21 protein-coding genes and 1 tRNA gene are annotated in these 21,064 nt (G+C 34.2%); 12 read left to right on the top strand and 10 right to left on the bottom strand.

Features of this window, described 5'->3' with window-relative positions; translation table 11 throughout:
• Positions 1–49: 49 nt before the first annotated feature.
• From GQ47_RS01335 to pheT, 4 genes are all read left to right on the top strand, one after another.
• Positions 50–1,360: a TolC family protein gene (locus GQ47_RS01335; protein WP_035643949.1), complete on the top strand. Its 1,311-nt coding sequence runs from the start codon at positions 50–52 to the stop codon at positions 1,358–1,360.
• A 29-nt stretch (positions 1,361–1,389) separates the two neighbouring features.
• Positions 1,390–2,253 carry a bestrophin family protein gene (locus GQ47_RS01340; protein ID WP_035643951.1) on the top strand — a complete coding sequence of 288 codons (864 nt, stop codon included), beginning with the start codon at positions 1,390–1,392 and terminating at the stop codon, positions 2,251–2,253.
• Between the two features lie 180 nt (positions 2,254–2,433).
• Positions 2,434–3,423 carry a hypothetical protein gene (locus GQ47_RS01345; RefSeq protein WP_035643953.1) on the top strand — a complete coding sequence of 330 codons (990 nt, stop codon included), beginning with the start codon at positions 2,434–2,436 and terminating at the stop codon, positions 3,421–3,423.
• A 173-nt stretch (positions 3,424–3,596) separates the two neighbouring features.
• Complete coding sequence (gene pheT / locus GQ47_RS01350) at positions 3,597–6,017, top strand: phenylalanine--tRNA ligase subunit beta (RefSeq protein ID WP_035643955.1); 2,421 nt, start codon at positions 3,597–3,599, stop codon at positions 6,015–6,017.
• Positions 6,018–6,068: 51 nt separating this feature from the next.
• Here pheT and GQ47_RS01355 read toward each other — a convergent pair whose 3' ends face one another.
• The 7 genes from GQ47_RS01355 to GQ47_RS01385 form a co-directional block, all read right to left on the bottom strand.
• The gene (locus tag GQ47_RS01355) at positions 6,069–7,298 is read right to left on the bottom strand and encodes a peptidoglycan-binding domain-containing protein (RefSeq protein WP_035643957.1); all 1,230 of its coding nucleotides are present in this window, start codon (positions 7,296–7,298) and stop codon (positions 6,069–6,071) included.
• 12 nt (positions 7,299–7,310) lie between these two features.
• Positions 7,311–8,984: a S8 family serine peptidase gene (locus tag GQ47_RS01360; protein ID WP_035643959.1), complete on the bottom strand. Its 1,674-nt coding sequence runs from the start codon at positions 8,982–8,984 to the stop codon at positions 7,311–7,313.
• Between the two features lie 10 nt (positions 8,985–8,994).
• A complete protein-coding gene (locus GQ47_RS01365; protein WP_035643961.1) occupies positions 8,995–9,456 on the bottom strand; it encodes a hypothetical protein in 462 nt (153 codons plus the stop codon).
• Positions 9,453–10,031: a hypothetical protein gene (locus GQ47_RS01370; RefSeq protein WP_035643963.1), complete on the bottom strand. Its 579-nt coding sequence runs from the start codon at positions 10,029–10,031 to the stop codon at positions 9,453–9,455. Before GQ47_RS01370 ends, GQ47_RS01365 begins: the two co-directional genes overlap by 4 nt.
• A gap of 63 nt (positions 10,032–10,094) precedes the next feature.
• The gene (locus GQ47_RS01375) at positions 10,095–10,829 is read right to left on the bottom strand and encodes a hypothetical protein (RefSeq protein ID WP_035643965.1); all 735 of its coding nucleotides are present in this window, start codon (positions 10,827–10,829) and stop codon (positions 10,095–10,097) included.
• Between the two features lie 18 nt (positions 10,830–10,847).
• Positions 10,848–11,252: a hypothetical protein gene (locus GQ47_RS01380; RefSeq protein WP_035643967.1), complete on the bottom strand. Its 405-nt coding sequence runs from the start codon at positions 11,250–11,252 to the stop codon at positions 10,848–10,850.
• 18 nt (positions 11,253–11,270) lie between these two features.
• Positions 11,271–12,131, bottom strand: a complete 861-nt coding sequence (locus GQ47_RS01385; RefSeq protein ID WP_035643969.1) for a hypothetical protein — start codon at positions 12,129–12,131, stop codon at positions 11,271–11,273.
• Between the two features lie 269 nt (positions 12,132–12,400).
• Between GQ47_RS01385 and GQ47_RS01390 the strand changes: the two genes are divergently transcribed.
• The 4 genes from GQ47_RS01390 to GQ47_RS01405 all read left to right on the top strand — a co-directional run bounded on the left by GQ47_RS01390 (position 12,401) and on the right by GQ47_RS01405 (position 14,888).
• Entirely contained in the window at positions 12,401–12,832 is a 432-nt protein-coding gene (locus GQ47_RS01390; RefSeq protein WP_035643971.1) for a hypothetical protein, read from the top strand.
• Between the two features lie 10 nt (positions 12,833–12,842).
• Entirely contained in the window at positions 12,843–13,490 is a 648-nt protein-coding gene (locus tag GQ47_RS01395) for a hypothetical protein (RefSeq protein ID WP_035643973.1), read from the top strand.
• 98 nt (positions 13,491–13,588) lie between these two features.
• On the top strand, positions 13,589–14,248 hold the full coding sequence (locus tag GQ47_RS01400; protein ID WP_238567931.1) for a sensor histidine kinase: 660 nt from the start codon (positions 13,589–13,591) through the stop codon (positions 14,246–14,248).
• The gene (locus GQ47_RS01405) at positions 14,238–14,888 is read left to right on the top strand and encodes a response regulator transcription factor (RefSeq protein WP_035643977.1); all 651 of its coding nucleotides are present in this window, start codon (positions 14,238–14,240) and stop codon (positions 14,886–14,888) included. The genes GQ47_RS01400 and GQ47_RS01405 overlap by 11 nt, the downstream gene beginning before the upstream one ends.
• Position 14,889: 1 nt before the next feature.
• On the opposite strand, the gene GQ47_RS01410 is transcribed toward GQ47_RS01405, so the two are convergent.
• On the bottom strand, positions 14,890–15,402 hold the full coding sequence (locus GQ47_RS01410) for an adenine phosphoribosyltransferase (RefSeq protein ID WP_035643979.1): 513 nt from the start codon (positions 15,400–15,402) through the stop codon (positions 14,890–14,892).
• A gap of 115 nt (positions 15,403–15,517) precedes the next feature.
• On the opposite strand from GQ47_RS01410, the gene GQ47_RS01415 reads away from it, so the two are divergent.
• A tRNA-Arg gene (locus GQ47_RS01415) sits at positions 15,518–15,591 on the top strand.
• A gap of 333 nt (positions 15,592–15,924) precedes the next feature.
• On the opposite strand, the gene GQ47_RS23390 is transcribed toward GQ47_RS01415, so the two are convergent.
• Both GQ47_RS23390 and dinD read right to left on the bottom strand, forming a co-directional pair.
• Entirely contained in the window at positions 15,925–16,365 is a 441-nt protein-coding gene (locus tag GQ47_RS23390) for a hypothetical protein (RefSeq protein WP_152560977.1), read from the bottom strand.
• Positions 16,366–16,437: 72 nt separating this feature from the next.
• Positions 16,438–17,292: a DNA damage-inducible protein D gene (gene dinD / locus GQ47_RS01425; RefSeq protein WP_035643983.1), complete on the bottom strand. Its 855-nt coding sequence runs from the start codon at positions 17,290–17,292 to the stop codon at positions 16,438–16,440.
• 242 nt (positions 17,293–17,534) lie between these two features.
• On the opposite strand from dinD, the gene GQ47_RS01430 reads away from it, so the two are divergent.
• The 3 genes from GQ47_RS01430 (at position 17,535) to GQ47_RS01445 (ending at position 21,034) form a co-directional block, all read left to right on the top strand.
• The gene (locus tag GQ47_RS01430; protein WP_035645055.1) at positions 17,535–18,524 is read left to right on the top strand and encodes a PEP/pyruvate-binding domain-containing protein; all 990 of its coding nucleotides are present in this window, start codon (positions 17,535–17,537) and stop codon (positions 18,522–18,524) included.
• A gap of 276 nt (positions 18,525–18,800) precedes the next feature.
• The gene (locus GQ47_RS01440; RefSeq protein WP_035643988.1) at positions 18,801–19,988 is read left to right on the top strand and encodes a PAS domain-containing sensor histidine kinase; all 1,188 of its coding nucleotides are present in this window, start codon (positions 18,801–18,803) and stop codon (positions 19,986–19,988) included.
• Entirely contained in the window at positions 19,985–21,034 is a 1,050-nt protein-coding gene (locus tag GQ47_RS01445) for a response regulator (protein ID WP_035643990.1), read from the top strand. The genes GQ47_RS01440 and GQ47_RS01445 overlap by 4 nt, the downstream gene beginning before the upstream one ends.
• Positions 21,035–21,064: the final 30 nt, after the last annotated feature.

Here is a 21,064-nt window from a genome sequence, read left to right on the forward strand (position 1 = left end):
AATTTTACACTTTGTAAGATTCATGATTTTCTGGTAAAAGAATATAAATATGAATATTAAAAATATATACGGCACTTTACTAATTCTCTTCTTTTGCATTGTAAAAACAAATGCGCAAGGAGTTTTGACTATTGAAGATGCTACCAAAATTGCTTTAGAAAACAACTTTGAAATTAGAATTGCAAAGAATAATTCGAAAATTAGCGAAACAAATGTTACAATTGGAAATGCAGGATTACTTCCAACTCTAGCAGCTACAGTAAACGATAATAATAGCGTTACAAATTCATCGCAAACACGTCAGGACGGAACTTCAACTTCATTAAACAATGCAAAAAACAATACTTTAACTTATGGAGTTGGCTTAAACTGGACTGTTTTCGACGGAATGAAAATGTTTGCGCGTCTGGATCAATTAAAAGAACTTCAAAATTTAGGTGATTCTGAATTAAGAAGAACCGTTTTAATCAAAATTGTACAGGTAAATTCGGCTTATTATGATCTTGTACAACAACAGCATCAATTGGCTGCTTTAGATACCACAATAGTAATTTCTAAGCAAAGATTAACATTGGCACAAAACCGTTTTAGTATTGGAAAAGCTTCAAAATTAGAGGTTTTAAATGCTCAAGTCGATCTAAATTCAGATCAGGTTGCTTTATTACGCCAAAAAGAAACATACGCAAATTCTAAAATATTACTGAATCAATATTTAGCACGTGACCCTAAAATTGATTTCACTGTAACCGATTTAGTTACGGTTGATAATGCAATGAATCTAGCTGAATTGTCTGATTTGGCACATAAACAAAATCCTGCTGTAGAAGCTCAAATTATTAATAAACGAATAGCTGAATTACAGTTAAAACAAATAAAAGCAGACCGTTATCCTGTTGTTAACTTAACATCTGGATATAATTTTTCTGAAAATCAGTCAAGTTTGGGTTTTACAAGCCAATCATCTTCAAAAGGTTTTAATTACGGCTTTAATGCAAGATTAAATATATTTGATGGTTTGAATCAGCACAGAAATGAAAAAGTCGCTAAAATGGAAATCGAAAATTCACAGATTGCTATTGATCAGCAAAATATGATTTTAGACACACAATTGAGCACCGCATTTCAAACTTACCAAACAAACTTAGAATTAATTGATTTAGAAGAAGATAATGTAACAATTGCCAAACAAAACTTAGATATTACATTAGATAAATTCAGAATCGGAACTATCACAACGCTTGATTTCAGAACGGCACAATTAAATTATGTCAACGCAAAAGTGCGTTACAGCAATGCTCAATATCAAGCAAAATTATCTGAAATTGCTTTGAGAGAATTAGCCGGAAATATTAATTTTTAATTTAAATTTGTTTCAAAAAACAAATATAAATGATCGCATACAATACAAAAGAATGGTTTAGTTTTATCTTTCATTTTCATAAATCAGACACTATCAGGCAATTATTTCCTGTAATGATTGGCATTGGTATTTATGCCGGCATTGTAGGTTATGTTGAAGTAATTTATTTTGGAATTGATGAAAACCATTATCTTAAAAATATTCCCGTAATGCACGGAATATTAGGTTTTGTGATTTCACTTTTATTGGTTTTTAGAACAAATACTGCATACGACCGCTGGTGGGAAGCCCGAAAATTATGGGGTGGCTTAGTCAATAACAGCCGTAACTTTGCGATAAAACTTTCGGCTATTTTAAAAGATGAAAATGACCGAAAGTTTTTCAGAAAGTTTATTCCTGGATACGCTTCTATTTTATACAAACATTTAAACAACTCTGAAACTGCAAAACAGCTTTTTGAAGACGTTGATTTAGAATTGGATCATCATAAACACAAGCCTAATCAGGTAAAGCAAATGATGTACAATAAAATAAATGCTTTGTATGAATCAAAAAAAATAACCGGAGACCAGCTTATCATTTTAAACGCTGAATTAGTTGCTTTTACAGATATCTGTGGTGCTTGTGAACGCATAAAAAACACTCCTATTCCCTACTCTTACAGCGCTTTTATAAAGAAATTTATTTTCTTTTATATTATGACTTTGCCTTTTGGTTATTCCTTGAGTTTGGGTTATTATGTTGTTCCTGTAGTTGTTTTTATCTTTTATGTTTTGGCCAGTTTAGAATTAATTGCCGAAGAAATTGAAGATCCTTTTGGAGATGATGAGAACGATTTGCCAATCAAAAAAATATCAGAGAATATCAAAAAACATGTTGAAGAATTGATCTAGTCAACACTGTATTCGCAATCAAATCCTTACATTAAAACCGTTTAACCAATAAAACATTTCAATGAACGACTATTCTTTGAAATGTTAAAATTTTGCCATAAACTTTGTATTAGCAATTTAAACCGCCTCTTTTTGGGTTGCATCTAATTTTTTCTTATTACTAACTTAAATTTTGTTACTATGAAAAAAATTATTTTACTCATGGTTTTTGCTTTTCTAATTGTCAATTGCACTACTGAACCTTTAAGCACTGACATGCAAACCGAAGCTGAACAAACGAATAGTTCTTCTCTAACTGCAAAAGGAACTTATTCAGAATGTGATCCTATTTCAATTAATATTATGGCCGGGCAATTTACGAACTCGGGAAAAATCTTAGTTGAAAATGATGCCACAAACCTTTATGTGACATACACTGCACTGCCAAACTGGTATTTTAGCGAAATGCATTTATATGTTGGTCCATATGCCAATGTTCCTGTAACAAATGGAAATCCAATTCCTGGAAAATTTCCATACAAAAAAAGCTTTAATCCCTTAGTTCAAACGTACACTTTTACAATTCCACTTTCGTCAATAGTTTTAGATTCAAATAAATGCCTGTTTATTGCCGCTCATTCCAGCATGAAAAATATTGTAAACGGAACAACAGTAGGTACTGAAACCGGATGGGCTGGAGATATTAAATTTCCCGGCAAAAACTGGGCAACCTACTTTAATTACTGCTTAAGAAACTGCAATACACCACCACCTGTTACAACTTGCGATACCGCTTATATGTTTGGAAATAATACATTCATAGATTTAGGAATTTCTGATAAATGGGGCTGGGCTCAAGAATTTTTCCCTGTTCAAAACGGCAGCTACACAGCCAATTTATATGCCGGTGCTGGACAAAATGATATTACAAAGGGATATTTGGCAGGAACAGTTACAATAGTCATACTAGACGGTAACATCACCGTTACAATCAATACAACACATCCTGGAACTGTTTTAACAGAAACACATGTGTATATCTCAAATTTCCCACCAATTACTGCTGCTCCGGGACAATATGGTAATGGACACGTATTAAACAACGTTACTACCGATAGTTACACCTTATCTCATAACGGAGATGGAAGTCTTTGGATAATTGTACATGCGGGAGTATGCACTACAGAATAAATTTAAAATTAAAAAAAAGAGAGACGTTATTCTCTCTTTTTTTTGCTTATTATTTAAAATAAAGCCTGTTTTATTTTTGAAAACAAACCCTAATCAAAAAACAAAAAAATTGTTTTCAACTCCGCCGATCAATCCTTATATTTACATCCTCATACAAGAATAATAAAACTAACATGAAAATATCTTACAACTGGCTAAAACAATTTATTAAAACAGACTGGACTTCAGAACAAACTTCGGAATTGCTTACAGATTTAGGCCTGGAAGTAGAAGTAGTTGAAAAATACCAATCTATAAAAGGTGGATTGGAAGGAGTTGTTGTTGGTCATGTTCTTACTTGCGAAAAACACCCAGATGCTGACAGACTAAAAGTAACAACTGTAAATATTGGTTTAGAAGCTCCTGTACAGATAGTGTGCGGTGCGGCAAACGTTGCAGCTGGTCAAAAAGTTCCTGTTGCTACTATTGGTACTGTTTTATATGATAAAGAAGGAGCAGAATTTACTATTAAAAAAGGAAAAATTCGCGGTCAGGAAAGCCACGGAATGATTTGTGCTGAAGATGAATTAGGACTTGGAACAAGCCATGACGGAATTATGGTTCTTGATGAAACTTTAGTTCCTGGAACTCCAGCTGCAGAAGTTTTTAAAATTGCAAATGATGAAGTTTTCGAAATTGGCTTAACGCCAAATCGTGCTGATGCGATGAGTCATTACGGAACTGCACGTGATTTAAGAGCTGGAATGTTGCAACGTGGTGTAAACGTTGAACTAATTACACCATCTGTAAGTAATTTTAGAGTCGATATGCGTACATTAAAAATTGATGTTAACGTTGAAGATTCGCATTTAGCTCCAAGATATTGTGGTGTAACCATTTCTGGAATTACCGTTCAGGAATCTCCAAAATGGCTTCAAGACAGACTAAAAGCGATTGGATTGACTCCAAAAAACAATATTGTCGATGTTACTAATTATGTTTTACACGAATTAGGGCAACCTTTACATGCTTTTGATGCTGCAAAAATCAACGGAAAAGTAATTGTAAAAACACTTCCGGAAGGAACAAAATTCATCACTTTAGACGATGTTGAAAGAACATTGCACAAAGAAGATTTAATGATCTGTGATGAAAAAGGTCCATTATGTATTGCAGGAGTTTTTGGAGGAAAAAAATCAGGCGTAACAGACGGAACAACTACAATCTTCTTAGAAAGTGCTTATTTTGATCCAGTAAGCATTCGTAAAACGGCAAAAAGACATCAATTAAACACAGATGCTTCTTTTAGATTTGAAAGAGGAATTGATCCAACTATTACAGAATATGCTTTAAAACGTGCTGCTCTTTTAATTCAGGAAGTAGCAGGTGGAAAAATCACATCTGATGTGGTTGAAGTATATCCTAAAAAAGTAGAAGATTTTTCAGTTTTATTGAATTTCAGTCATGTTTCAAAAATCATTGGGCAGGAAATTCCGAAAGATACAATCAAAAAAATATTAGTTTCATTAGACATCAAAGTCAACAGCGTTTCAGATTCTGGTTTAGGATTGACTATTCCTGCGTATCGTGTAGATGTTCAGCGTGAAATTGATGTAATTGAAGAAATCCTGCGTGTTTATGGCTATAACAACATTAATTTTTCTAAAAAATTCAATGCAACTGTAGCAAATTCACCTAGAACTGAAGATTACAAAGTACAAAACGTAATTGCTTCGCAGTTGAATTCTCAAGGTTTCCATGAAATGATGGCCAACTCTTTGACAACGGCAGCTTACGCAAAACTTTCGGCTTCGTTAAAAGAAGAACATAATGTAACGATGCTGAATCCTTTGAGTGGTGATTTGTCAACGATGCGTCAATCATTGTTGTTTTCTGGATTAGAGGCTATTTCATATAATATTAACAGAAAGAATTCTGATTTAAAATTATTTGAATTCGGAAAAACATATCATAAATACCTTACTGGATATGAGGAACACAAACACCTGACTTTATTGGTTTCTGGAAACAGAAACAAAGAAAGCTGGACAAATCCTCAGAAAACAACAGATTTCTTTTTATTAAAAGGATATGTAAAAGCAGTTTTAGCTCGTTTGGGAATTGAGAAAATTTCAAATGCTCCAGTTCAGTCTGATATTTTTTCTGAAGGAACTGCCATTTGCTACAACAATGATACTTTAGTAGAAATGGGTGTAGTAAAAAAATCAATTTTAAAGAATTTCGGAATCAAACAAGATGTTTATTATGCTGATTTTAATTGGGATTTAATTCTGAAAATTATCACTGGTAAAATTAAATATACTGAAATTCCGAAGTATCCTGAAGTACGAAGAGATTTAGCATTGTTGATTGACCAAGCTACAACTTACGAAAACATCTTCAATTTGGCAAAACAGACTGAAAAATCACTTTTAAAAGACATCAATTTATTTGATGTTTATGAAGGAAATAAACTGCCAGAAGGAAAAAAATCGTACGCTTTAAGTTTTACGATTCAGGATAATACTAAAACACTTACAGATGCTCAAATTGACAAGATCATGTCGAAATTGCAGCAAACTTTTGAAACTGAGCTTGGTGCAAGCTTAAGATAAAAAAAGTTATTTAATAAAAAACCCGACCTTCAAAAGTCGGGTTTTTCTATTTTAAAACGTTACGCGCGTTGATAATCTCCTCGCTCCTGCCGAGTTTGGATGAATTTCATCTCTCCAAAGTTCTGATGAATTCAATAAACCGCGGTAATCTATGATTCTGCTTTGAAAGCGATAACCATAATACGCAAAATGATTTTTGATTTGACATAAAAGAGCATAAAACTTATCCAATAATCGGATAATAATATATGCTCTTAAAATTTCATCGGCAATTCCTAAACGATCAAAAACAGGTTTTATCCAAGGTCCCAAAGGCAAATCAACACCAACAATCGACGGTCTTACGCCAAGTTTGAATAACGGATAATCGTAAGTATGCATGTAAAATATGGTATTTGGGGTTGAATGTGCATTTATAATACTTCCAAAACCCAGATAATTTCGCATAATTGTGCTGAAAATTGAATTTAGATTAACTGAATTAAAAAGCGCACGATCGAAAGTAGTTGTATTTAAATATCTTTTATATAAAATACATTTTTGATACAAAGCATCGCCAGACAAACTTCTTAGTTCAGTGAGTTTTGCCTGATCTGTAAAGAAACTTGGATCAAAAGAAGTAATTCCGGAGTTTAATATTCTGCCAAGTTGCGGGAAAACATCATTTCCGCCTCCGCTAAAATAAATTCGGTCTATGCGATAACCGCTTACATATTGCACAAAATGAGCTCTGTCAGCATACATCTGGGAAGTTGTCTCTCCAAATTTCGCTAAATGCAAACAGTTTAAATTGAGTCTTTGATTTCGATCTGTAATAGTATCATACAAATCCAAAATTGTCGGAACAGGATAATCCAGCCAGGAATCACCTTCAAAAATAACATTCAATGTATTTGCGTTTCCGGCATTTCTTCTAAACAAAAATGAATTGGTCAAGAATGGCTGATGCAGGGATTCGTCTTCCGATTCAACCAGCGAGGTATTCACACTATTCAGTTGTTTCAGGGTATTATAAGTCACATCACCCGGATTAATATTCCCAGTGACCTGAATTCTATTATTTGCCTGAAAATTGAGAATAGAAATAATGGTGCTATCCGTTTGATTATTTACTATACTTCCGCTGGTTGGCACGGGATAACCTAGTGCTTTTAAATAATTTTGTATTTGCAATACATCAGATCTATTGTTTACTGCATTTAATCCTACACTGCTCAAAAGTGCACTTATTGCAGGGGAATTTTGATTTATAACTGAGGGATTCGAAACTAAATTTTCCATAGTATTCCAGATTTACGTTATTTTATTTGGATTGATATAGCCGTGTCCTGCTCTAAAAACCTCAAAATTATTTTCTTTAAAAGAAGCAGCATCACAGGCTTTAAATAGTTTTTTGCGAATTGAAAAAATATCCAGATCAGGTTCTTTCTCTAGAATTTTCATTACTAAAGAAGCTACATAAGGCGCCGCCATACTACTACCACTTTTAGAAGTTAGCTTGTTTGATGCTCTGTTTTCTCTGCTTGAGGATGAACAGGACGATTTTATTTTAAAACCGGGTGCAACAAGTTCTGGTTTCATGCGTCCATCAGCTGTTGGGCCGGAACTGCTGAAAGACAAAATAGGTTTTGTGTCATCATTCTGGTTATAAGCGCCAACAACAATACTATATTTTGAATTGCAGATTGAATTTGTGGTGTGGGTTTTATTAGCAATTGCAGGCAAAAATATGGATTGTCCACCATCATCGCGTTCTATGTAACAATGATAACGTCCATTTTTTACAGTTCTTCCCACTAATTCAATAGTCCAAAATTTTGAATTTAATTTACCATTAACCAAAATATTGATTTGATTTTTTCCTGTATTTGGTTCGTTGCATCTATGCAGACAGATTCCGACTTCATCATTATCTTTTAAAATTAATTCATCTTTAAAAGGAGTTGACGAAAGCAGCAATTTCATATTATCATCATAAATATCAACGCTTAAAATATCGTCTCCATGATACCAAATTTCCATTTCATTGGGCGTTCGATCGTGTTTTTTAAACATCCACGGAATTTTAATTTTCTGATTCAATTTGATATCCCCGTAGGTATGAGCATTTGACTGGTGATAATTTCCTGTGCTTTGAACAATCGCCGTTCCTTTACGTGTCGTTACAATATGATCGATGATTTGTTCAAACAAAGTTTTTCCCATATGCGCATCGCCATGACCGCCTAAACTCATATTGATTACCAAAGGTCTTTCTCCAGCTTCATTCGTAATCAAACACAAGCCTTCGGCGCCTTTTACAGAATCGCCTAATGACAAATTAGATCCGTTAACTAGATTAGTTCCCATATCAACAGCTATTATTGGCACATTTGGAGCGAAACTTTTTGGCGCTACAGCTCCATTGCCACAAGCAATTCCGAGTACATGCGTACCGTGTGTTCCATTTCCAAATAAATCTGATTTTCCAGGATGATAACCTAGTTTTTTGAACGGAAACTCATCTAATAAAGCTTCATTTATCTGTACTTTTGTAATGATTCTGCCATAACCAAATCTATTTCCGTCATAGCGATCAGATTGTACCCAAATTTTCTCGAAACGCGTTTTTCCATTGCTTATAAAATCCGGATGAGTAAAATCAAATCCAAAATCAATAATTCCGAATACAACATTTGAAACACCGTCGTCTAAAACATCATTTTTTCTGTCTAGAATTTGGGTTTCAGGAGCAAGTTCAGCATTATCATTTGCAGGAACAACACTTGGAGCTTTAAGGCTTTTTACCTTTTTACTGTTGTAAATCGAACATAAAAATCGTCGTTGTGTTCTAATACTCACGACCTTGCCAAAATCTGAAATAATTTTACAATGATCAGGATAATCTTTTTCTTTTTCTAAACGCATTAAAAGTGATAATTCTTCGTCTGGATTACCATATAATATAACTTTGAGTCTTGGATCCATATTCTCGAATTTAGTGGTGTAAACGAATTGTAATTAACTTACCATCAATTTCAAAAAGCTCAGAATTTAAATAATTGAAATAAAGCATCTCTTCAGCCAAAGAATTGAAGACTACGTCCAACTCATTTCCTTGCAATACAAAACTGTTTATTTCATTTACATAATGACTATTTTTAAGATCAATATTTTTTAATTCTAAAATAAAATTTTGATCTTTTTGATCCAGTTTTGAAAAATCAGAATCTGCTAAGATTTTATTCAATAATTCCAGCGTTTTATCAATCGAAAAAATCTTTTTCGGAATTAATTCCTGAAACAGCTTTGTCTTTTCCTCTTCAGCTTTTTTTGAAAATTTTAGGTTTTTCGAATAAAAACTTGGACGGATAGCATTTATTTTTTTCAGAATTTGAGTTGTATTTTCTTCAATTCTGTTTAAACGCACGCTTTCTTGGTCAGTTGCTGCAGTTTTCATCTCTTTTCGTTTTTAGCTGGTGCTTTTTGATTAGAAACACTATCTGGAGCTGGAACACCTTTAGAAAATGCTTCCAATCGACTTTTAATTTCCTGAATAGCGTCATTTAGAGTACCAGTACTTTTTTCTATTAAAGCGATTTTAGCATCAAATTTTTCTACAATTGCTTTAGTCAATTCTGCGTTATTGCTTGCTGCAATTTTAGCGATCTCTTCTTTTAAGAGATTATTGCTAATTGAAATCTCGTTTCTTACATTCTCTAAGGTTACAACATTTGCCGCTCCATTAGTTGGTGTTTCAGTATTTGTTGGAGGATTTACTATAGGAGCTGTACTAGGAGCTGGTAAACCCGGAGCACTTCCTGCAGCAGATGTTACGTCAGCTGAAGCATTAAATTTATCTCCTTCGGCTTTAGCTTTGTTCTCTATAAGTAGATAACTCAATAATGGATTTTCGGAAACTACGCCAGCTAATAGTGCTGTATTCGTAATTTCCTGATTTCCTGAAACATTGTAGAAACTGGCTCTGCTATTTGCAATCACATAATTGATTAATAAATTAAATGGATTCATCATTTCATAATTTTAAGGTTAATAGAAATTAAAGGGCAATTGAGGATCAACTGCCCTTTCTATAATTTACTTATTCATCATCATCATCAATGCAATAGGCAAAATAGTATTGTTAGTATTTCCAGCATTGTTTTGATTTTGCTGTGACATTATAAGTACTAATGGCAACATCATGTTTGAATTATCTGATTTTCCAGAGCCAGAATCACCCATTGTAGTCATCATTGGCAATAATAAAGACATAGTTGGATCTATATAAATAGCACTCGTATTCGGTTTTTCAATAATCTTAGCTTCAACAGCCGGATTATTACCTTCCGCCGCTTTAGCCGGAATATATTGTAAATTCTCAGCCTTTAATTTTGGCTGATTTAACAATGATCCCACCATACTCATCATTTGCATATTTTTTAAAACCTTTGTCTGGTTATCGCCTTTTCGGGCGTCGATTTTTGCAAATTCAGTATGTTTTTGATCTAATGCAACCAATGCTTTATTTGTTGCTAATGATGTCTTTTTAAGCTCATTAACTTGGTTAGAAATAGCATCTAATGATTTTTTAAGTTCGCTTTTAGTAGCATAATCATTAGCTCTTCCGCTCAATGCTTTTCCAAAATTTGATCTTTGTTTTACGGCCGAACTTACATTAGGTCTAATGCCGCGTGTTGAAGGTCTTCTTCGTTTTGCAGCTTCATCATAACTTTCGTCATAACTTTCTAATAAATCTTCGCTTAAAAGATCTTCGTTGAAATAATCTTCATTCAATAAATCTTCGTCTAAATAACTTTCAAAATAGCTCATAATTTTAATTTTTAATGGTTAATTTTTGTTGAAATAATGTTTGTTATATTTCTGGATGGCTGGCTGAATATATTTGTTGAAAAGAATAAAATCTGGAACATTGTTACCTGGTTTTCCAGTGCCGAAGCATTCTGGACAGTCTGGATTTTCTCCAAAACATTCTGTGCAGGCGCCAATAGCTTTTGCTAAATCATCATTTTGATTTAATTCAAATTCCAATTGAAATTTCAGCCCTTCAATTATGGTAAAAAGTTTATGATTGATTTTTTTTAGTTTCTTGACTCTTTCCTCAAGTTCTAAATCAACTTTTGGGATTTCTTTTTCCTCTTCAGGCTCTTTTTTTTCCATCATGGGCTGCATAAGCTCAAAATATTTAGCCATTTCAGGATTATGTTCTTTCAAATATTCTAAATAAGCATCCATTGGTATAACATTTAGGTTTTATAAACTTGCAATAGAATTTTCAAGTCTATTGATACGGTTAGGAGTATTTGTGCCAACAAACTGGCCATATTGATCCACGTAATAATCTTCAGTCGGAATTAATCCTCCGTTGTAATATTCGTATAAAATATTCTCTGTTAAGTAATTAACACTTTCGATTAATTCGGCAAAAGAGTGGCTTTCAATTGGTGCATTTGGGCTTGCAGTACCTAAACTTTGCTGTGCCTGACCTGCCTGAAATTGAGGGTTATTTATCACGCCTCCTAATTGATTATATAAACCTTGAACTCTGCCAATATCCTGCGCCGCCTGTGGACGAAGCACTACCGGGTTATCCTGCACATATTGCTGAATGGCAGGCAGGGCTGCTCTACCGGCATCAGCTATATAACGGGTTGTATTTCCCCATGCTTGTCTAATTGGTGAAGGCTGTGATGGTCTACGTGGTTGTTGTGGTGCTGGTCTGTATTGTTGTGGCTGAGATGGTCTGCGTTGTGGCTGACGACTATTGTCTAAAGCCGTACTACCGGCTCCGGCTAAATTGCTAACCAAACCTCCAACAGCACCGCCAATTTGAGGTGCGCCAAAATAAGTACCAATAGCAGTTCCTGCAATTGGAGCTAAGGCAGAAACACCGCGCAAAACTCCAGAACCAATACTGCTGGCTACATTTCCTAAACTTGACCAAAATCCTTCTGCTTCACTTTCAGACATTTGATCTACTCGTGACAATAGGACATCTTCTAATTCACTTTCGCTTAAATTAGAATATTCTGGTCCCAAAACATATCGTACAGCTTCAAAATAATTGTCTTCGCTGAATGATTCTCCCTGAAAAACTTCATGATATAAACTCATAATTTTTAGTATTACAATTAACTCTTACTCTTTTAACAGGCTTTTCAGATTTCGCCTATCCATTTTGTGCACAAAAAGGAACGATGTAAAATTGATTTTTTATAAATTACTACAAAACAGTACTTTAACCCAATTTTTTAAATAAATTTACCCTAAGAAAAAGGGTACATTTCCCCTTGTCAATTTTTGGGGTTTAAAATATTTTTGCTCTCAATGTTTTTATCAAAACACTATTTACCAAACAATTAACCCATAAACTATTAATAATCATGGAAAGACAACCTGGAAGACCAACACAGTTGATTACTAAAAAATTCGCGAAAGAATTACACACGAATTTTATGAAGTATAGAGCCAGCATTATTGCTAAATACATCAAAAAAGAAGACGCCAATGCCGTTTGGTTTTCTGTGGAAGAACTCGAAAATTACATTCATTATATCAAGTCTAAAGGAGAAAAAACAGGTTATAATGTAAATGGAATTCGGATTTATTTTGGAGTATATCCGGAAGATAAAAAATATGAAGAAAAAGCTGGTTTGATGACCGTATTTTTAACCGCAACGGGCAAAAAAATCAAAACACCTAAAGCTGGAGAAATACAGACTTTTGCCTTGATGAGTGACGGAACCTCTGACATAGCAAGCATTGAACCAATGAATTACGGAAGCATCGGAAGACCGCCTAGCTTAGACTATTAATTAAACAATTATGTTCGAATTTTTAAGATTTTATATTTTCTATTTAGCTTTATTTTCTGGAATTATAGGCCTGATTTCATGGCACAAACTTCCTGGATATAAAGCTAAATCGCTCGTAATTTTGATTTGGTTTTCTGTTATAATAGAAAAAGTAGGTTATTATTTTACAGAGTGGACAGGTTTACTGAATTATTATGTTTTTAATTTTTATATGCTGGTCAGTTTTTCTGCCTATATATTGCTCTTAAGAAGCCTTTTAACTAAAACAAATCATAAAATAATCGGCTCTCTGAGTTTAATACTTTTCATATTATCCTTTTTTCTGAATATTTTATATTTCAAAGAAGATGTAAATCATTCTTACACATACAGTTTTGCCATTGGAGTATTATTAATTATGATTTTATCCTGTTTGTATTTGGTAGAAATTTTTAATTCGGATAAAATATTGAATTTTAAAAAATCGGTCTTTTTTTGGTACATACTCGGAATATTAGTTTTTCATGTACCTTTTTTGCCCTTTATGCTGGCTTTAAATTGGTTTTTAATCAAACACGATGAATCGGTTTTCAGTTTAGTAGTTTTTATTTTAAACCTTTTAGCGCAGAGTTGCTATATTATTGGATTTTTATGGAGCGAAAAGAAATACAACTATTAGTCATTTCGTTAGGTATTGTTTTTTTAACTTTACTGATCATTTTGCTTGTGATATTCTTTTATTTCCTTAAAAAGAAAAACACTTATTTGGTTGAAAAAATGGAGTCAGAACTCTATTTTCAATCGGAATTAATTAAAACCCGAATTGAGATAAAAGATCAGACACTCAGCGAAATAAGTAAAGAACTTCATGATAATATAGGCCAAATCATTTCCGTAGGCATTATGCAGCTCAATATCTATTTGGACAGCGGAAAATCTATTAAAGCCAATGAACTTCAGGATCTTAAAGAAATACTCGCCAAATCATTAGATGAAATAAGAATTTTATCCCGAATCATTAATAAAGACAATTTACTACACAGCAATTTCATCGAAGCCATTAAACAGGATTTGGAGCGCATAAAAAAACTGAAAAACATACAGTATAAATACAATCTTACGGGTGAAATTCCGAAGATTAGTCGAGAACATGATTTGTTCATTTATCGAATTTTTCAGGAAGCATTGCACAACAGCTTAAAACATTCGCACAGTGATTTATTTGAAGTAAACATCAGCACTGTTAACACCGTTTTCCGATTAGAAATAAAGGATTTCGGAATTGGTTATGATGCCAATCAGATAAATTCTGGAATAGGTTTAAACAACATGAAATTAAGAGCCAAATTGATTGGCGCTAATTTAATTATGGAATCAGATTCATCAGGAACAACTGTAACTTTAGAATACCCCTTAACCCTAACCAATGAAACCTAACACTAAAAACCGAATTATTATTGTAGATGATCATCAGCTTTTTTCGCAATCTCTGGAACTTTTAATCAACAGTTTCAAAGGTTTTGAAGTAATTAACCGCTTTGAAAATGGTAAATTATTTGTTTCCTATTTGCAGGAACATGCTAACGCTGATGTCGATTTAATTTTATTAGATGTGAATATGCCTGTTTTAGATGGTGTAAGCACAATGAAATGGATTAAAGAAAATAGACCCGACTTAAAAGTTATTGCACTGTCTGTAAATGATGATGAAGAAATCATCATCAAAATGATTACAAACGGTGCCAAAGGTTATCTCCTAAAAGATACTTCGCCCGAAATATTTAAAGAAGCTATAATTTCTGTTATTGAAAAAGGTTTTTATTTTACCGAATTAGTTTCAGGCATGCTGGTCAAAAAAGCAAATACCGATTCAAAAAAAATCAATTTAAAAGAAAAGGAAATTGTTTTTATAAAACATGCCTGTACTGAAAAAACGTATAAAGAAATTGCTTCAGAAATGTGCTTAAGTCCAAAAACAATTGATGGATACCGAGAATGTCTATTTGACAAACTCGAAATCAAAACCCGAATTGGATTGGTACTTTACGCAATCAAAAATAAAATCGTTCTAGTTTAAATTAATAGGTAATCGCAGAAAATATCGGATATTCTTTTATTTTTTCTCTACCATTAAGAAAAGATAATTCCATCAGAAAATTGCATTGTACGATTTCGCCTCCTAAACGTTCTACCAATTCGCAAACGGCTTTTGCAGTGCCGCCGGTTGCCAAAACATCATCATGAATTAAAATACGGTCTCCTTTTTTAATGGCATCTGTATGCATTTCTAAGCTGTCTGTACCATATTCAAGTTCATAAGAAGCTGCAATTGTTTCATAAGGCAGTTTTTTAGGTTTACGAACCGGAATAAAACCAGCATTTAATTCCTGAGCTAATAAAATTCCGAAGAAAAAACCTCGGCTTTCTGCGCCAACAACCTTATCAATTTTCTGATCTTTTAAAGAATTTACCAAAACCGAAAGGCATTCTTGTCTTGCAATTGGGTCATTTAAGAGCGGAGTAATATCTTTAAACAAAATTCCTTCTTTTGGAAAACCTTGAATATCACGTATATAATTTTCTATCTTCATTTTTTTTTATTTTTATCGTATTTTATGTTTGTATATCTCACATTTATGTCTATCTTTGCACCCGCAATAAGCAATCAACAAAGCTACAAAAAATAGCCTAATTGATAACAAAAAAGGCCTCGTGGCGCAACTGAATAGCGCATCTGATTACGGCTCAGAAGGTTACTGGTTTGAATCCAGTCGAGGTCACTCTTAAAAAAACGTTAAAACATCAGTTTTAGCGTTTTTTTTATGCTTTTTCGTATGATTTAACCCGCTTTAACTTAAAAATATAAGCGGTTTGTAAATCTTGTAAAGTTAACTCTACGAGACACAAACCTCACTTAAAATCCTGTAAACATTAACTTAAAGAAATTTCATTATTATTATGATAACAAAATTTTATGCTTATGGAAAACTTTAATTTAGTGCAGAATCGGTTCATTTAGCCTTAGTACTAAATTAATTGCCGCATAAGCTTATTATTTGCAAACTTTGATTTTTAAACATGGTTTATTGCAAGATATTGTAAAGCGCTTTACCTTATCTTAAGTTGCTTAATGCGTTGTCAAGCATTAATTTTTCCTGCATACAATCTTGTTTTAGCGAGTCAAGAGTATGCTCTAAATCAGGATCGTAATCTTCTATATGAGTTGCAAAAATGCGGATGTTTTGAACTTTATTTTTAAAACGATCAAGGTGCTGCTGCGCTTCATCAATACACCTGCCTATATACAGGCGTTCATCCTGCGGGTGATACTCTATCTGGTCATTCTGTTGCTGAATTATCAACTTTGCCGAATTCATGATGCTGTCTGACTGCTTATCCAATAAAAACCATTTTTTTAATGTCTTGTCATCAATGTTTGAAAAGTGGACTGAATTGAGATCACTGCTGTTTTCGTTTGAATCTGTCCAATCCTTTTTCTGACAGGAGTATAACAGCGCGACACTGAGGATAAGTAACATAATCCTTGTATTCATAATTTGATTTTTTTATTTTTAATATTTTCCTTAATTCCTAAATAAAATAAGTAATTTCAAATCGGAAAACTTTCATTTTTTAGTGCTCTTTTTAGAAGTCAATTCTTTTCCTTTTACCTTTGGCAATATAACTTTTTCTATTACCGGAAGATTCTCTGGCAAAGTTTCTCCCGTCTTTTCAATTGCTCGACGTATTTTTGATCCTACTGCAAAATGGATGCTATTAGCATCAACATTATCATTGGCTTTATCATTATTGAGCAATTCAGCAGTTTGTTTTACTCGCAATAAATTCACTGCCAGCTCAGCGCTGTCCATATGATCCAGAATATTCTCATCAGGATCAAGTTCTCTTAGTTCGCGAATTGCTTTTACATCGAGCCCTCCATAAAGTCCTCTATATCCATGATTTTGAAATAATGCATAATCTTTTGGTTTTATGATGCCTGCTTGGCGTGCTGCTCCTGCAAGCTGAAGGTTATATTTAGAGAGTTCATTTCGAAGAAAAACCCTTCTCTTCTTTACAATTTTTAAACTATTTTGTCTTTGTAATGCACTGATTTCGGCAAATCGGGTCTGCGTTGCCAGATAAGTCTGTGCTATCGCTACAGGCTTTAATGCAGGATCTGAATTTTGTATTACAAGATAGCATGCGTATCGAGACAGATTTATATCCTCACTTTCAAAAGCGCCATTTTTCTGTGTTTTTTTAACTGCAATTTCCTTAAAATGATGCTCCTGCTTTTGTCCCGCATTCCTGCAGGCTGTTTCAGCTTTTTTAATAACAGGCAAGAATAATTTAAAATCAGCATAACCTAACTGCCCCGCAAGTTCCTTTGAACTCCAAAACTCATTGCCTGCTTTATCAAACCTGCGCATTTTGTCAAAAACTGATATACTTCTTTTTGGTGATTTTTTTGTTTTCATAATACTCTAGAATAACATCTGCAATAAAATAGAATCAGCTCATTACCTGATTTGGCATTAACTGATACAGCAAATTTCATCAATAAACCAGTGCGCAAAAATGACCTTCATCACAAAACTAAATTCTCTTCACAAAAAGTAAAAATTAGGATTATGACCCATATCATTTTAAACTGCGCCGTGATGTATTACTTTTAGATTATTATAACCAACATAAGCTGCAAATTGATTCAACAAATAAAATGGAAGAGCTGATTTTAAAATTTAGCGAAATAGGCATTGATAATATAAATAAAGTTGGACGAAAAAATGCCAATTTGGGCGAGATGTACAACAACCTTTCTTCGAAAGGGATTCGGATTCCGGATGGGTTTGCTATTACAGCAAAAGCATACAAGTATTTTATAGAATATAATAAGCTCCGCAGCCCGCTGCAGGAACTTATGACCCAATTAGACAATATCGATCTTTCCAATTTAGCGGAAATCGGGTCAAAAGCAAGAAAACTGATCCTTGAGGGCAGATTTCCGTTGGATCTTGAAACAAGCATAACAACTGCTTACAATTGTTTGTCGGAAAATAAAAAAAGAGATATTGTGGTGGCGGTACGAAGCAGTCCTTCTGCAGAAAATCACTTTATCGACAGTTTTTCTGGACTTCACGATTCCTTTCTCAACATAAAAGGTATTGTCCCATTGGTATATGCCGTGAAGTGCTGCTTTGCGTCGCTCTACACAGACAGGGCAATTAAACACAGACATAATATATGTTTTGATCACAACAAAGTATTTCTCTCTGTTGGAATACAAAAGATGGTGCGCTCTGATCTTGGCTGCTCTGGAATCGGTTTTACCATTGAGCCCAAATCAGCATTACCTGGCATGGTGCACATTGCCGGAACATGGGGATTCGGTGAAACTATAGCAGAAGAAATGGTTGCTCCTGATGAATTTATTATATTTAAAAATTCTCTTAAAAACAACAAGAAAGCGATATTGCAAAAAAAGCTTGGCAGCAAAAGCAAAATCCTAGTATCTAATGAAAATGCTTCTGGCATCAACTCCACTGTTCTGAAAATAACACCACGAAAATACACAGAAAGATTTATACTTGAAGATCCGGAAATTGAGAATCTGGCAAGATGGGCTATAATACTTGAAGACTATTTTCAAAAACCTGTTGATTTCGAGTGGGCAAAAGATGGGCTTAGTAGTGAACTCTATATCATTTAGTACTCCTACTACTCCTTTAAATTACTTACTTCTGCTAAAAAAATAAGCACTTTAATAAATTATGCCTCTGATGAGCTTATAAATAGTACAAAAGATATAAATTTTTACTTCTCCAAATTGAGGTAATAAAAATTTGTCGCGCCATGAGGCATCTATTAAAAAAAAAAGAGTGAAAAATTCAAAAAAAACGGTTGCATTTTCAACATTTTCATAACGCACAACATTGATTATAAAAAACATTTAACGATATTTGTTAGTGTATAATTCCAATGGCAGATGAAAAACCAAGCACTTTTAAATGCTATAATTGAAAATGCAATAGACGGGATCATTACAATTAATGACAAAGGTATTGTAGAGTCGATAAATCCGTCAGCTTGCCGGCTTTTTTTATATGAGCCCCAAGATGTTATCGGAAAAAACATCTCCATTCTGATGCCTTCACCCGACCGGGAAAAGCATGATTCCTATCTTGAAAGCTACAAGTCTTCGGGAGTGCCCCATGTTATTGGTCATGGAAGGGATGTGTTGGGACGAAAAAAAGACGGCAATATATTTCCTTTCCGTCTTGGTGTGAGTGAAGTCAAATTTGAGGATACAAGAATTTTTGCAGGTTTTATACACGATTTAAGCCATCAGAAAGAAGCAGAAAACCGCCTGATGCAATATACACAGCATCTGGAGGAGCTGGTAAAAGACCGCACTATCATATTAAATGAGACTATCGAGGCTCTCACAAATGCCAAAGAGGAAGTAAGTACTACTCTGGAAAAAGAAAAAGAACTTCATCAAATAAAGAGCAGGCTTTTATCAATGGCCTCCCACGAATTCAGGACCCCGCTGAGCACCATCCAGCTTTCTTCCTCCTTGATGCAGCGCTATGCCGAAGGATTGAACAGCCCAAAGATTGACGCTCATCTGCTGAAAATAAAAAGCGCCGTAGCCAATTTGACCGTTATACTGGATGATTTTCTTCTTCTTGAAAAAGCGGAATCCAATAAAATAACAATTCAGCTTTCGTGTTTTGATCTTTACGTCTTTATTAAGGAATTATTGGGAGAGCTCAAGCTGCTCACCAAAAAAAAACAGAAAATAATCAGCAGGCCCAATAACGAAATCACGCTGGTAAAACTAGACAAAAACCTTCTTAAAAACTGCATCATCAATCTGGTTTCCAATGCTATAAAATACTCAGGAGAGGAAACAGAAATTGAAATTTGGACCACCCTTGACAGTAATAAGATAACCATCAATGTTAAGGATAACGGCATCGGGATACCACAGGAAGACCACGAGCATCTGTTTGAAGCCTTTTTCAGGGCCCATAATACAGGAAATATTCCGGGCACCGGTCTGGGACTCCATATAGTTTCACGTTATGTAAAAATTATGAACGGCTCCATATCCTTTAAAAGTGCCGTTGATAAAGGAACCTTGTTTACCATTGAACTGCCGCGTATATGAATAAAGTGCTTATTATTGAAGATAATGACAATATCAGGGAAAATGTTGTCGAAATACTGGAACTTTCAGGCTATGAGGTTTTTTCAGCTGAAAATGGAAAAAAAGGAGTTGAATTGGCCCTCAAAACCATTCCTGATATAGTCCTATGTGATATAATGATGCCCGAACTCGATGGTTACGGCGTAGTGCACATTCTGCATAAAAATCCGCAGACATTGGCAATTCCCATCATCTTTTTAACCGCTAAAGCAGAAAGGGCCGATCTTCGGAAAGGCATGGAACTTGGCATTGACGACTATCTGACAAAACCATTTGATGACTTGGAACTTCTACAAGCTATAGAAGCAAGGCTCAAAAAAAAAGAGACACTCGAGCTATTTTATGGACAGACCCCCGAGAACCTCGATACAATAATTTCAAAAGAAGACGGACTATCGAAACTTAAGGAAATCATGCTCGAGAGGAGTTCCAGAAAGTATAAAAAAAGCCAGTATATCCATTATGAAGGTGATCGGGTTGCAGGTATTTACTACATCATTAGCGGAAAAGTCAAAACAGTGAAGCTCACAGAAGAAGGCCGTGAACTTATTACTGGCATTTATAAAGAAAATGATTATCTGGACATCAGTGTATTATTTACAAATGATACTTATAAGGATACCACTATCGCTCTGGAGGAAACAGAACTCAGCTTCCTTCCTATTGAACAGCTTGACAAGCTGCTGTTTCTTTATCCTGATGTAGGAGCTAAATTTATCAAGATCCTTTCCAATGATATGAAGGACAAGGAATCCCGCCTATTGCAGATTGCCTATATGTCGGTCAGAAAAAGAATTGCCCAAGCAATCGTCCAATTATTGCAGCAACACAGTAATGACGGCTGCACCATCAAATTCAGTCGCGATGATTTGGCCGCATTTTCAGGCACCTCACCTGAAACGGTAAGCCGAACATTAAGCGATTTTAAGGAAGAGGGATTAATTGAAAAAACTTCAGGGGCAATCCGTATTCTAAATCTGGAAAAACTCAGCAAAATCAAAAACTGAATTTCAATTATGATCGAGATCACGTAATGC

Source organism: Flavobacterium sp. ASV13, assembly GCF_000745775.1.
GTDB lineage: Bacteria > Bacteroidota > Bacteroidia > Flavobacteriales > Flavobacteriaceae > Flavobacterium.